Genomic DNA, 13,564 nt, shown 5'->3' on the forward strand with positions numbered 1-13,564 from the left:
CCCCCTGAGCCCTGGGGCGGCCCGGTCGTCCGGGCCGCCCCACACGGCACGTCCCCTGTTCCCCGCGCGGGCCGGGAGGGCAGCCTGGTCCCGTCTGAAACCGGGTTGGGCGCGGCGGGGCCCCCTCCGGCGTGGAGGGGGCGTGGTGCCGCCGGCGTCCGGGGTGGGCCGTCGCCGGTTCAGATCGTCGGTGTCTCGTCGACGTGTTCCTGGTGGAGTTCGAGGACGAACTTCCAGCCGGCGCTGGCTTCCATGAACCGCACCCGGGTGGGGTAGATGTCCAGGGCGCGGCGGTCCCGGTTCTGGCCGGTCGTACCCTTGCGCCCGCGGGCCGGCTCTTCGAACAGGTCGACCTTGACGTCCGGCACCGCGACGACTTCCTCGTTCCAGCGCTGGACGATTCCCGCGCCGAACGCCTCCCGTGCGGCGGCGTAGAGCGACTCGAGGGACGCGGTGTTGCCGCCGGGCACGAAGAGGGCGAGGTTCAGCAGGACGCCGGCACTGGCCAGGACCTCGATTTCCTCTCCGGCCTCGTCGGCAACCCATATCCCAGGCTGCTCCGCGTCGTCGGGGAGGATGTGGACTTCCTCGCCGAAGACCGTCCTCGCGGTGAAGGATCCGCCCTCGAAATTCTTGCCCGACTTCGTGAGGGATGCCGGCGCGTAGCAGCCGAGGGGGAGATCATCCATGGCTGCCGAGACGAAGACCTCGTCCTTGAGGCCCAGTTCCGAGACCTCCTCGGCCGTCAGACGCCGGGCCGTAACCTTGCTGGTGTTCACAGTCTTTCCCTTTCTTCGTATAGCCCCACCGGGAGTTCGGCAGCCTGCTGCTCGCGGCTGGGCCGCGGTCTGTCGACTGCCCCGGTGGTGACTACGCGTCACGTAGCGTAAGTGGCAGGCGCGTCGTGTGACGTCGCCACCCCCGGACAAGATCCCAGAAGCCTCCTGCTCCTCACGATCGGGGCATGCAGCCTGTTCAGGGATGCGTCGTCTTCCGCGGCAGCGCGGTTCGCAGGGGGAGCCACGCGCGGTGAGTCTAGTGCGGGGGACTGACAGCGCAGCGGCGTCAGCGCCCCACCGGGCGCCGTCGAAGCCCCTTGCCGGTGCGGGAATGGTCGCCCCTTGTCGGCCCGGAGGTGCCGGTGCTGCATTTTCCCTCCGCGTACCAGGCTGCAGGCGATGGCTGTCACCCGTGTTCACCCGGTACGTCTGCCTTATGTGGCATCAGACGGGTTTAGTTCGCCGTCATGGCCCCGATCCCGTGGGGCAAGTCCCCCACTGTCGCCGAGCATCAACTGGCCAACCGGTGGCTACAGTTCACAGCGAATATCGGTCGGGCTCCCACTGACCCAGCTCATGACCACCGTTCCTGCGCAGAAGCCGGGGCAGCACGACCAGCGAGATATCGATCGAGAACCGCCTGGCTATCAGGGGTGAAGGTCCACTGCTGCAGAGCGCGCCGCAGCTCGGACTCGGTCAGCCACCCGTGCCAGGCCACCTCTGCCGGATCAGGGGCGACGATCTGCGGAAGCACGGCGTCACAGACCGCAAGCCAGTGAGGGCTGAGCCCGCCCCGGTTGAGGAACTTGAACCGAAAGTGCGCTGTCGCCCGCACTCCCAGCTCCTCGCTGAGCTCGCGGGCAGCTGCCTGCTCATAGGACTCGCCGACTCCCGCAGCACCCCCGATTCCGAGTTCATAGTGCCCTGGGAAACGGGACAGGTGCTCGGCCCGCCGATGCACGAGAAAACGGCCTTGCCCATCGCGGCACACCACCACGCCAACCCGGTGCAGCCAGCCCTCCCGAACGGCGTCCCGCCGACTGACCACCCCCAGCACACGGTCCTGAGCGTCGACGCGTTCCACGAGTTCATCCACGACGCGGAGGATCGCACAACCCACTGACACCCGCTCGGAATGACCGGACCGTCACACAGTCTTCGAGCACTCAGACCGGCCCCACCCCACCGAACGAAGGATCACGCCCCTGTCTCAATTCTCAATGACTTGCCGGCTGGCAGACCCGGCCGGGCCGCATCGCCACAACCTCGTCCACTGCCTCAAGGCACGCCCGGGCGCCGGGCAGTTCGCGGCGCGCATCCAGGTTCTGGCGCTGAGCCCGGGCCGGTCGGCCGGGTGAGGTGGAAGCCTGCCGCACCCCGAGTGGCCGGTCGGCCCGCCGGGTTTCCAGGGCGGGCCTGCCAAGTGCTGTGCCGTGCGCGGTGGTGCACATCAACGCCCGCGAACGAGCCCGTCCGGACCGGGCTGCCTCCCCGACGGCAAGGCCTCGTGGACCCGCCTCGGCGTGGGCGACGGGCTCGCAGGCCGGGCCACCGGGCCAGCCCGCTGCCACGTGGACGCGATGGCCTCATCGGCTTAAACCGATTCATTGATCCCTCGAATCTGTCCCATCAAATCTGTCCAACCCGTTGCCATGGGGGGTGTTGGCCGCCAGGGTGTGATTGAAGCGTTTCAGTACCCTTCTTGAGGAGCACCCGTGCGTCAGCAGATCACCGCGGTGGTCGCTGCATCAGTCTTCGTCGTGGCGGCACCCGCGACGGCGACGGCAGCGAGTCCACCCACCGCCTCCACCGCCTCCGCCGCCGCTGCAACGAGCGTCGGCGATTTGACGGTCAACGCCCTTGACGACCCGCTCGGTATCCCGTTGGCGGCCCCTACCCTCGGCTGGCAGCTCGGCTCCGAGCGCCGCGGCGTCACGCAGCGGGCCTACGAGATACACGTCGCCACTTCGGCCGACCGCCTCGGCAATCCCGATGTCTGGGACAGCGGCAAGGTCTCCTCCCGTCAGTCGGTCGGCGTCCGCTACGGCGGCCCCGCGCTGCAGCCGCACACCGACTACGTCTGGTCCGTCCGCGTATGGGACGACCGGGGCATCGCCTCCAAATGGAGCGCGCCCGCCACGTTCGGCACCGCACTGGGCGACCGGCCGTGGACCGCCGCGTGGATCGGTGCGGACACACCGGCGCTGGGTGCCAAGTGGACCGACTACACGATCAAGTTCACCGCCTCCGACATCAACGGGGCACTTGGCGTCTACTTCCGCGGTCAGGACACCGAGAACGCCTATATGTGGCAGATCAGCGACGCCGATGACGCGCTGCGCCCGCACGTCAAGCGCAACAGCAACTACTCGGTCCTCAAGGCGACACCGTTCCCGGCCGGCTTCGACTTCGCCGCCGAGCACGACTACGCGATCGCCGTCGACGGCGCCACGATCACCACCACCGTCGACGGCAAGCAGCTGGACCAGCGCACCGATGCGACGTTCGGCGGCCCCGGCACGATGGGCTTCCGCACCAGCGGCACGGAGCGCGGTCTGGTCCGCGACGTCACGGTCACCAGCGACGACGGAACCGTCCTGGTCGACACCGCCTTCCCTGCGGGCGACCGCACCTTCGCGTCCGGCACCGTGACCGACGGCGGCCTGCGCGTCGACAGCGCGGGCGGGGAAGCCTGGCTGCGCCGCGACGAGCCTGTCCCGCTGCTGCGCAAGGAGTTCGATCTCGGCGGTAAGAAGGTCGCCCGGGCACGCGTCTACGCATCGGCACGCGGCGTGTACGAACTGCGGCTCAACGGCGCCCGGGTGGGCAGCGCCGAACTCGCACCCGGCCTGACGGCGTACGACAAACGCATCGACTACCAGACCTACGACGTGACCCGGCAGGTCCGCGCCGGCGCCAACGTGCTCGGCGCCGAGGTCGCACCGGGCTGGTACAGCGGCAAGGTCGCCATGTTCGGCACCGACGTCTACGGCAAGGACAACTCGGTGATCGCCGAGATGCTGGTCGAGTTCACCGACGGCACCAGCACCACCGTCCGTACCGACGGCACCTGGACCACCACCGGCGGTCCGACCCGCGAGGCCGACCTGCTCGACGGCGAGTCCTACGACGCGCGGGTGGCGAAGCAGGTGGGCGGCTGGGACAAGCCGGGCTTCGACGACGCGCACTGGGCCACGGCGGACGTCCGCGACGAGCCGGTGAACGTACTCGAGCCACAGACCGCGGTCGACGTACGGGTCACCCAGGAGCTCAGGACCGCGAAGCGGATCGCCTCGCCGACCGCCGGCGTCTACCTCTACGACCTCGGGCAGAACATGGTCGGCCACGTACGCCTCACCCTCAAGGGCCAGCCGGGCCGGACGGTGAAGATCCGGCACGGCGAGGTGCTCAACCCCGACGGCACGCTCTACACCGCGAACCTGCGCACCGCGAAGGCGACCGACCACTACACCTTCGCCACCGACCAGCCGGAGACCTTCGAGCCGTCGTTCACCTTCCACGGCTTCCGGTACGTCGAGATATCCGGCGTCGACGAGGCCCCCGCGGCCAAGGACCTGACCGGTGTCGTCGTCGGCACCGACGGCGACCTCACCAGCAGCCTCGACACCAACTCCGACCTGGTCGACCAGCTGCAGAGCAACATCGTCTGGGGCATGCGCGGCAACTTCCTGTCGATTCCCACGGACACCCCGGCGCGCGACGAGCGGATGGGCTGGACCGGCGACATCAACGTCTTCGCCCGCACCGCCGTCTACAACATGGACGCACAGTCCTTCCTGACCAAGTGGCTGCAGGACCTGCGGGACACCCAGCGGCCCAACGGTTCCCTGCCTGGCGTCGCCCCCGTGGTCCCCGGCCGCTTCGACGGCGGCTACGAGTCGGCCGGCTGGATGGACTCCGGCGTGCACGTGCCGTGGACGGTGTGGCAGGCGTACGGCGACACCGACGTCATCCGCGAGAACTACGACATGATGAAGGGCTACGTCGACTTCCTCGACGCCGACTCCACCGGCCACATCCGTTCCGCCGGCGGCTATCTCGACTGGCTCAACCTCGACGACGCGACCCCGGCCGACGTACTCGACACCGCGTTCGTCGCCAAGAGCACCCGCGAGTTCGCGCAGATGGCGGCCGCCATCGGCCGGGACGGCGACGCGGCGGCGTACCAGCAGCGCTACGAGGCGATCAGGTCGGCGTACCAGTCGGCGTTCATCGGCGCCGACGGCACCGTGAAGGGCGACAGCCAGACCTCGTACATCCTGACGCTGACCAACGACCTCGCCCCCGCCGACCGGCGTGACGCGATCGTCGCCAAGTTCGTCAAGACCCTCGAGCGCCGCGACTACCACCTGTCGACCGGCTTCCTCGGCGTCGACGGACTGCTGCCGGCACTCACCCAGGCGGGCCGCTCCGACATCGCCTACCGGCTGCTGCAGCACAAGGACTACCCGTCCTGGGGCTACGAGATCGGGAAGGGCGCGACCACCGTCTGGGAACGGTGGAACTCCATCAACCCCGACGGCACCTTCAACGACGTGGGGATGAACTCGTTCAACCACTACGCGTACGGCGCGGTCGGCGAGTGGATGTACCGCACCATGGCGGGTGTCTCGGCGGCCGAGCCGGGCTACCGCAAGGTGCTCATCGCCCCCGAGCCCGGTGAGGGCATCGACCACGTCGACTTCAGCCACCAGACGCCGTACGGCACGGTGCGCAGCGCGTGGAGCACGACCAGCGGGACGATGAAGCTCGACGTCACCGTGCCGGCGAACACCACCGCCGAGGTGCGCATCCCGGCGGCGAACCGCTGGGCGGTCACCGAGGGCGGCACGCCGATCAGTGACGTCGACGACGTGAGATACGTCGAGCAGGCCGACGGGGACGTGGTGCTGGAGGTCGGCTCGGGGCACTATGCGTTCGCGGTCGACCCGGTGCTCGGGGACCTGGGGGCGGCCCGGGAGCAAGCAGCGTCGTTCTCCGACGACGTCGACGCGCTGCAGGTGCGTGGCGCCGGCAAGATCGCCAAGGGTCACCTGCAGGTGCGCACCGCCCTGATGCGGACCGAACTCGCAGCCGCCTGGCGCCTGCAGAGTGAGGGCGCGGACGAGCGGCTGACCGCCGCCGCGGTGCACCGTGCGCTCGCCGGCGTGGCGGACCTCGACCGATGGACGCAGACGTACGCCGATCAGGGCACCATCGACAAGACGGCGGCCACGGCGCTGCGTGATGCACTGACCGGTATCGAACGGACCCTCTCGCGGGCATCGTCGCGCCTGGTCGGCGCAGTCGCCACGCTGGAGGTGCCGGCCGACGAGATCCTCCCGGGCGATGTCGTCCGCGTGACCGTGGCGTTGAAGAACACCGGCAAGCGGCCACTGACCGGCGTCGATTCATCTCTGCAGGCGCCCAGCGGCTGGACGGTGAAGCCCGTGGGCCGGCACGCGTCCACCACAGGCGCGGGCAGTACGGTCAAGCACGCCTACGACGTCACCGTGGCGACCAACGCGCAGGCGTCCATGGCCGACCTCACCGGCTCGGTGTCCTACCAGTACGCGGGAGGAACGGCGACGCTACCGGTGTCGGCGGGCCTGCCGGTCGCCCCCGGCGTCGCCATCGACGGTGTGTCCACCACGCCTGACCCGGCCGGCCCGGGCCAGGAGGCCACCGTCGCCACCGTGCTGACCAACCGCACCGATGTGGTGCAGTCCGGCAAGCTCACGCTCGCCCTCCCCGAGGGCTGGCCGACCCCGAACCCGGTCGCCTACCAACTGAACCCGGGGGAGAAGAAGACGGTCCAAGCCGTCGTGACGGTGCCGCTCACCGTCGTCGGCCAGGCGGCCACGGTCACCGTGGCGACCGGCTCCACGCCGGCGGAGCAGGCGACCGGCACGATCGCGGTCTCGCTGCCCACCCCACCCGCGCAGTCGAGCGACCACGTCGACCTCGGTGACGGGCCGTCGGAGTCCGCCCACCGGCTGACGGCGTCGGAGCACTCGGGGACGAACATCGAGGCCGGGCTGACACGGCGCTACACCCACTCCTCCTACCCGGGTGGCTGGATGGAGTTCGACGCCGCCGTACCGACCACGGGCCGCTTCGTGGTCCGCATCGTCGAGACCTTCGACGGCGCTCGGCGCAAGACCTATGACGTCCAGGTCGACGGCCAGGTGGTGCACAGCGTCGACCTGAGGCGAAGCGAGGGCGGCCAGGGCACCATCACCCACCAGTTCGTGGTCGACCCCTCCGCCGGCACGTCGGACGGCACCGTGCGGCTCCGCTTCCAGGACACCGGCGCCGACTACGACCCCTCGATCGCCGACGTGTGGGTGATGCCAGTCGACTGATGTAGCCGACGACACCTCGTGTGCCTGAGCACCCCGTGACGGGGTGCTCAGGCACACGACCCGCGGCAAGGGCAAGGCCATCTGGCACGCCCTTGCCTGTGCGCTGGGGCCCCGCGGCCCTGGACGGTTGATCGGTGTCGCGATACCCCGCCGGCCGTGCCGCCTCTCGCCTGGGGCCTGTCCGCGGATACTGCCGATGAACTCGGGTGCCGCCACGCTGCCGGCACGTCGTACGACGACGAGGATCTTCCGGCCGTGCCTGCGGTCGATCACCGCGTCGTCGGTCTTCGTCGCTGTCGCACCGGGTGCGAGGGTGCCCGCCAGAGGCGCGGCCCCGTTCCGGAACGCGCTGGGTGTGGCGATGGCCGCGTCCTCGGTGGCACTCATGACGACGGTCGATAACCAAGCCTGTGACGCGCAGCCATGATGCGCCCGCCCACGCTCAGCTCGACCGGCCGCGGGTGGCCGGCCCATCGGACGTCCTTCTCGCGGCGACGCGGGTGCGTTGGCGTGCGGTGACCCTGGGGCTGGGCGATCCCGCCCAGCCCCAGGGTCAGGAACTCCGCCCGCGTGATGCTGGTCCGGGCTGGTCTCAACCCGGCTGGTGCCGATCGTGTAAGCGCTGGCGGACCGCCGGTCCCCAGCCAACGTGAGCCAGGAATCCCCGTCCTTTGGGACGGGGAGGATGTCAAGTCAGCTGGTTGCGCTCCAGGGAGAAGAAGGTGACCTGGTAGAAGCTGCTCTGCACGTGTGAGGGCAACTGCCGCACGTGATCGGCATGGATGGTGGTGTAGACGTCGTGCCTGGTCATTCCAGGCGCGGGTGTGTAGGTGCCGGAGAAGGTCATCAGATCCTGGTCACGATGGCTGAAGGTGATGATGAAGCAGTATTCGACGAGTGGTTCCGCGGGGTGCGACATGGCCGCCTCTTGGTGGTGTGGGTTGGGCTCATCAGTGCGGACGAACGCGTGATCCGTCGGGTTGCGCGGGGGCGGCATGAGGGGCCGGCACGAGCCCGGGGTGGGGTTCTGGGCGGCGCGTCAGCCCGAGGCGCCGTTGCGCCGGGCGTAGGCGCGGGCTGCACGGGCGCGGTCGCCGCAGCGGATGGAGCACCAGTGGCGCCGGCCGTGGGTACGCATGAGGAACCGGTCGCAGGGGGCGGAGCCACAGGTGGCGAGGATGCCGGCGTCGGGACCGGTGAGCAGGTCGGCGGCGTCGGCGGCGAGGGTCGCCAGTGCGTGGTTGACGGCCTGGTCGGTGGGGTGTGCCTGGATGCGGCGCAGTCCCTGAGCCCCGTCCCAGGCGAGGAGGGGTGCGGTGGGTACAGCCGTGAGTGCCTCGTTCACCGCGCTCAGGGAGTCTTCGGGCGGCGTGGTGCCGGTGACGCGGGCGGCGAACAGGGCGCGTACGTGTGCGCGAAGCGCGCGCATCCGCTGTGCGCACACCTCGTACAACTGCACGTCCGGGGTGGTCAGGTCGTGGGCGACGAGCCAGTGCATGGCGGATCCGGGGGTGGCGAGCAGGTCGTAGCTCTGGCCCGCGGGCAGGGTCGCGGCGGTGTTGGCGAAGTCCAGGGAGCGGTGCTGGCCGGCACCCGGAGCTGGGGGCAGGGCGGTCCGCGCTGTGTCGGTGGCCAGGGTGTCGTCCATGCTTCTCATGGTAGCGGTTGCTTTTTTCCGTGAGCCCTGCCTAGCCTGGTGTCACGTTAAACGCGGATCTTTTGCGTGAGGAATGAGGAAGACGTGATGTCCGAGCTCAACGCCGATCAGTTCCCGGTCCGCACGTACGGCGGCCCGACCGCCTTGTTCGAGTACGGCGGCCTGCGGTTCTTGACCGACCCGACGTTCGACGGCCCCGGCGACTACGGCCGGCCCGGCCGCCCGGTCCTGACCAAGACCGCCCCCTCCACCGGCACCCCCGCCGATGTCGGCCCCGTCGACGTGGTCCTGCTCTCCCACGACGAGCACCCCGACAACCTGGACACCTCCGGCCGTGCTCTGCTCGCCGACGTCCCCCTCACCCTGACCACCCCCGGCGGAGGCGAGCGCCTCGGGCAGAAGGCCAAGGGCTTGGCCGACTGGGAGACGGTCGAGTTGGAGCGCCCGGGCGGCGGCACCGTCACCGTCACCGGTGTTCCCGCCATCCACGGCCCCGGCCCGCGCGGGGAGGTCGAGCCCTTCACCGGCCAGGTCGTCGGTTTCGTCCTGACCGGAGAGGGCCTTCCCACGGTCTACGTCAGCGGCGACAACGCATCCCTCGACGCCGTCAAGGAGATCGCCGAGCGCTTCGCCCCGGTGGACACCGCCATCCTGTTCGCCGGTGCACCTCGTTTTCCCGTGCTCTTCGACGGCAACCTGATCGTCCTGGACAGCGCGCAGGCCGCCGAGGCCACCCGGATCCTCGACGCCCGCCGTGTCGTCCCGGTCCACCACGACAGCTGGGCCCACTTCACCGAGGGCCGCGAGGACCTGGAGGCCGCCTTTGCCGCCGCGGGTCTGGCCGACCGCCTGGACCAGGACTGGGCGCAGCGTTCCTCAGCCTGAACCGTGGACGAGGCCCTCGTGCATGTCCGGCGCGTCAGCCCTGGTCCGGGTGCGGTGCGTTCGTGTCGAGGCGGGCGAACAGGTCGGCGACCAGGGGTGCCGCGTGCTGTTCGAGGTAGAAGTGCCCGCCGGGGAAGGAGCGTGTGGCGAAGCCCGACCGGGTCACTGCGGACCAGGCGTTCACCGCGTCCTCGTCGACGTGCTCGTCCTGGTCGCCGTAGTAGGCGACGACTGGAACGGCCAGAGTCGGCGGCGGGACCGTGGCCTCGTAGGCGTCGAGGAGGCGGTAGTCGCCCCGGATCACCGGAAGGAACAGCTCCCGGAGCTCCGGGTTGGCGAGCACCTCCGCATTGGTGCCGCTTATGGCGACCAGTTCCTCGACCAGTTCCTCGTCGCTCGCGTCGGCGAGATTCCGGGAGCGCATCTTCTCGGGACCGGGCCGACCCGAGACGAACAATGCCTCGAGTCCGGTCGCGACGGGAGCCGCCGCCAGGCGTGCCGCGACTTCGAATGCCACGGAAGCGCCCATGCTGTGGCCGAAGAGGACCAGCGGACTGCCGGCGAGCTTCGCACATGCCTGAGCGATCGGCTCGGCGAGCTCCTCCATGCGCTGGGCCGGCGGTTCGGCAAAGCGGTCCTCCCGCCCCGGGTATCTGACGGCCAGCAGTTCGACATCGTCGGGAACGAGTCCGGCCCAGGAACGGAAGAAGCCGGCCGATCCTCCCGCGTGCGGGAAGCAGATGAGCCGCAGGCGTGGGGCGCGGCAGTTCCGCACCTGTCGGAACCAGGGGTGAAGCGACGTCCCACTGGCCGGGCGGTGCATCACGTCTCTTCTCTTCTCTGTTGTCAGCGTCGGGCTTCGGTCCTTCCGCCACTCTGCTACGTCAGGACGGCACCGGCCGGCTGATGCGCGGTGGTTTGAGGAAGGTGGTGAGTACCCCTGGTGCGGCGCCGGATTTCCTTGGCCAGCCGTTCCTGCGGAGTGTGCGGATCAGTCCTGCCGCCAGATCTCACGTCGGAAGCCGGTGAAGGCTAGCACGTCGTTCCGGGTGGGATCGAAGTGCGGTGCGGCCTGTCACCTGGCGTTCCGTCATGTCACAACGTGAGACCTGAGCACCGGTGAGCGCCCCAAAGGTTGGGGCGCAGTAAACCTGCCGATGATCTTGCGCTCACCGGAGTGTTGCATTTGGTGAAAAGATGAACCAACCATGGAGCTTCAATTGCTATCCGGCCGTCGCGTGAGCGCGACCTCCCTCGAGCAGTACCCAGTACCAGAGAACAAGGAAATGGTCATGACGAACCCGTTCGAGGACCAGGACGCCCAGTACCTCGTGTTGGTCAACGCGGAGCGGCAGTACTCGCTGTGGCCGGTATTCGTCGAGGTCCCCGACGGCTGGGAGACCGCGTTCGGCGAGGCTCCTCGGCAGGACTGCCTGGACTACATCGAGCAGGCGTGGACCGACATGCGGCCGAAGAGCCTTGTTGACGCCATGGACGGCAACTGAGTCGTATCCGAGACAACAGGGGCTCGGTCGCGTCAGCCGCAGCGAAACCTTGCCGGGCGCGATCCAGCGCTCTCGGCGCAGGCCGTCGGCCGCATCGCGGTCCCGCTCCACGAGCCCCTCATGTCCGGGTCCGCTGATCTACTGAAACCTTCTATGCGCTCTCCAAGGCGAAACACCCGCCCGCAACTGCCCCGGCAGTTCCACGCCGTCTGGGCCTCGGTGACCGTCTCCAGTCTGGGTGACGGCATGCGGCAGGTCGCCCTTCCTCTGCTCACCGCCGACCTCACTGACGACGCCCGGCAGGTCGCGCTGGTGGCCTTCGCGGGACAGCTTCCGTGGCTTCTGGTCAGCCTGGTGTCCGGTGTCCTCGCGGACAGGCTTGAGCGTCGTCGTGTCCTGTGGCTCGTCGACATGGCACGGGCAGCGATCATGGCCGGTGTCGCGCTTCTCACGGTGTTCCACGGCCTGTCGATCCCCATGCTGGCCGGGGTCGCCTTTCTCCTGGGCTGCGGCCACACGCTCTACAGTGGCGCTTGGTCCGGCCTCGTGCCCTCCCTGGTCGCCCCTGAATCGCTGACCAAGGCCAACGGACGCCTCCAGGCCAGCTGGCTGATTGCCGGGAGCTTGGTGGGCGCCCCGGTGGGAGCCGTCCTTTTCGAGATCACACCGGCAGTGCCGCTCGTAATCGACACCTTGTCATTCATGTGCTCTGCAGGGCTCATTCTGCTGATGCCGGGTGGTCGTCCGGCCGCGTCCGGCGACACCCCTGACGCACGGCGGTCACTACGTGAGGACGCTCTGCACGGTCTCCGCTGGTTGTGGCGGCACGGTCTGCTGCGTCGTGTGTGGGCCATGTCCGCGCTGGTCAATCTCGTGGTGGCCGGCCTGATGTCCGTTCTGGTCCTGTACGCGCGGCAAACACTGGAAATGGGAAGCTCCGGCTATGCCCTGCTGGTGGCGGCGTTCGCGGTCGGTGGGATCGCCGGTGTGCCGCTTGCGTCCTACCTGGGGACCCGGATCGGTCCGGTCCGCGTGCTGTGGATCGGCTCACTGATCATGGGGGGCATCTGCGCCGGCATCGGCCTGGCCGGATCGGCCACGGCAGCGGTGCTGTTCGTCGCCTGGTACGGAGCGGTGAGCCTGGTGTGGAACGTCACTGCGGCTTCACTTCGCCAGACACAGGTTCCGGCCGGTCTGCTGGGCCGGGTCAGCATGACCTTTCAGATGGTCAACGTGGGTGCGGGCGCCTTGGGGGTCCTGCTGACAGGGCTGGTCTACTACGGCATCGGCCCCCGGGCTTCCTTCCTTGCCGGAGCGGTACTGTTGTGCCTGGCCGGCGCGTTTCTTTTCGGCTCCCGCGTCGATGCCGCAGTTGATGAGACCGCCGGCGCGCCGGCCCCGCTGGTGAACGTGGATCCGCATCTCCCGTGACGCGACGACGCTCCCGCCCCGAGCGGGTGGCGGCGACGCAGTGCCGGATGGGGTGGGCTGAGGGCCGCAGGAGCGGGGCCGTCGATCATGCGCGGCCTCGTAGGACCCGGGACCGGTTCGGTGCGGGGCTGACGTTGAGGCCCCGCCGTACGCGGTGCCCTGCCCGCGCGACGACCCATGTGCTGCTGCCGGAGGCGGTGCTGCCGCGCAGGACGGATGCCGTTGACCTGGCGTTTCGCATGCCGGGTCCGCGGGAGCGGGAAACTCGCTTGCCGACCGTCCGCGGGGTCGTCCAGGATCTGCGGCATGATTTCTCGCCTCTGCAGCCGCCGTCCGCACACCACCACGCCTGCAGAGGATCACGACCGTGAACTACACCGTCCGCGAGTACACGCCCGCCGATGAGCCCGCTTGGCTGCACTGCCGGGTGCTGGCCTTCTTGACCACCGCCTACTTCGACGACGTCCTCCGGGCCAGGCCCGGCACGTCGGCCCGGGGCCTGGACCTGGTCGCGGTCGACGAGCACGACCGCCTCGTCGGGATCATGGACACCAGCGTTGAGGGCGACCTGGCCACCATCGACACCCTCGCAGTCCACCCCGACCACCAGCACCGCGGCATCGGCCGCCGACTGCTGGAGAAGACCCGCTTGCGGGCCCGGGCCGCCGGGGCTTCCACGCTGGACGCCTGGACGCGCGACGACGCGGACACCCTGGCCTGGTATCGGGCGATGGGCTTCGCCGAGAGCGACCACTACCTGCACGTCTACGCCAACCACTACACCTCGTCCGATGAACCCGGCCACGCGATCGAGGCGGCCCGAGGAGGCCTGCGGCCCATCGCACTGTTCCTGCACGCCACGCTCGCCGACGAAGAGCGACTGCGGGGCGAGTTCGCCCGGGTCCACGTCTGCCGCCGCTTCTCCACGCCGGTCTGAGTCCG

The 13,564-nt window shown here is 69.4% G+C and carries 10 protein-coding genes and 1 pseudogene; 6 read left to right on the plus strand and 5 right to left on the minus strand.

Annotation, left to right across the window (positions count from 1 at the left end; translation table 11 throughout):
- Positions 1-179: 179 nt before the first annotated feature.
- Positions 180-779, minus strand: coding sequence for a hypothetical protein (locus tag PV350_RS19895; protein ID WP_500335142.1), 600 nt, complete (start codon positions 777-779; stop codon positions 180-182).
- A 574-nt stretch (positions 780-1,353) separates the two neighbouring features.
- Entirely contained in the window at positions 1,354-1,875 is a 522-nt protein-coding gene (locus PV350_RS19900; RefSeq protein ID WP_499516392.1) for an NUDIX hydrolase, read from the minus strand.
- A 619-nt stretch (positions 1,876-2,494) separates the two neighbouring features.
- On the opposite strand from PV350_RS19900, the gene PV350_RS19905 reads away from it, so the two are divergent.
- A complete protein-coding gene (locus tag PV350_RS19905) occupies positions 2,495-7,144 on the plus strand; it encodes a family 78 glycoside hydrolase catalytic domain (protein ID WP_500335143.1) in 4,650 nt (1,549 codons plus the stop codon).
- 543 nt (positions 7,145-7,687) lie between these two features.
- Positions 7,688-7,870 (plus strand): annotated as a pseudogene (locus PV350_RS19910) (hypothetical protein); the annotation flags it as partial.
- Here the strand turns inward: PV350_RS19910 and PV350_RS19915 are convergent.
- Together PV350_RS19915 and PV350_RS19920 are read right to left on the minus strand one after the other, a co-directional pair.
- Positions 7,833-8,063, minus strand: a complete 231-nt coding sequence (locus PV350_RS19915; RefSeq protein ID WP_499516394.1) for a hypothetical protein — start codon at positions 8,061-8,063, stop codon at positions 7,833-7,835. The pseudogene PV350_RS19910 and the gene PV350_RS19915 sit on opposite strands and share 38 nt — an antisense overlap.
- Before the next feature lie 120 nt (positions 8,064-8,183).
- The gene (locus PV350_RS19920) at positions 8,184-8,792 is read right to left on the minus strand and encodes an ABATE domain-containing protein (RefSeq protein ID WP_500335145.1); all 609 of its coding nucleotides are present in this window, start codon (positions 8,790-8,792) and stop codon (positions 8,184-8,186) included.
- Between the two features lie 96 nt (positions 8,793-8,888).
- On the opposite strand from PV350_RS19920, the gene PV350_RS19925 reads away from it, so the two are divergent.
- Complete coding sequence (locus PV350_RS19925; protein WP_500335147.1) at positions 8,889-9,686, plus strand: MBL fold metallo-hydrolase; 798 nt, start codon at positions 8,889-8,891, stop codon at positions 9,684-9,686.
- Positions 9,687-9,720: 34 nt separating this feature from the next.
- On the opposite strand, the gene PV350_RS19930 is transcribed toward PV350_RS19925, so the two are convergent.
- Positions 9,721-10,461 (minus strand): thioesterase II family protein, encoded by a 741-nt coding sequence (locus PV350_RS19930; RefSeq protein WP_500335148.1) that lies wholly within the window; start codon positions 10,459-10,461, stop codon positions 9,721-9,723.
- A 517-nt stretch (positions 10,462-10,978) separates the two neighbouring features.
- On the opposite strand from PV350_RS19930, the gene PV350_RS19935 reads away from it, so the two are divergent.
- The 3 genes from PV350_RS19935 (at position 10,979) to PV350_RS19945 (ending at position 13,559) form a co-directional block, all read left to right on the plus strand.
- Positions 10,979-11,191, plus strand: coding sequence for an MbtH family protein (locus PV350_RS19935; RefSeq protein WP_499516398.1), 213 nt, complete (start codon positions 10,979-10,981; stop codon positions 11,189-11,191).
- Between the two features lie 153 nt (positions 11,192-11,344).
- Complete coding sequence (locus PV350_RS19940) at positions 11,345-12,622, plus strand: MFS transporter (RefSeq protein ID WP_500335157.1); 1,278 nt, start codon at positions 11,345-11,347, stop codon at positions 12,620-12,622.
- A 367-nt stretch (positions 12,623-12,989) separates the two neighbouring features.
- A complete protein-coding gene (locus PV350_RS19945; RefSeq protein ID WP_500335151.1) occupies positions 12,990-13,559 on the plus strand; it encodes a GNAT family N-acetyltransferase in 570 nt (189 codons plus the stop codon).
- Positions 13,560-13,564 lie beyond the last annotated feature (5 nt).

It is taken from the genome of Streptomyces sp. PA03-6a (assembly GCF_033792765.1).
Classification (GTDB): Bacteria; Actinomycetota; Actinomycetes; order Streptomycetales; family Streptomycetaceae; genus Actinacidiphila.

Coding starts and splice junctions, on each gene's coding strand:
- PV350_RS19940 (WP_500335157.1), top strand. CDS start 11,345: ATGCGCTCTCCAAGGCGAAACACCCGCCCGCAACTGCCCCGGCAGTTC.
- PV350_RS19925 (WP_500335147.1), top strand. CDS start 8,889: ATGTCCGAGCTCAACGCCGATCAGTTCCCGGTCCGCACGTACGGCGGC.
- PV350_RS19915 (WP_499516394.1), bottom strand. CDS start 8,063: ATGTCGCACCCCGCGGAACCACTCGTCGAATACTGCTTCATCATCACC.
- PV350_RS19920 (WP_500335145.1), bottom strand. CDS start 8,792: ATGGACGACACCCTGGCCACCGACACAGCGCGGACCGCCCTGCCCCCA.
- PV350_RS19935 (WP_499516398.1), top strand. CDS start 10,979: ATGACGAACCCGTTCGAGGACCAGGACGCCCAGTACCTCGTGTTGGTC.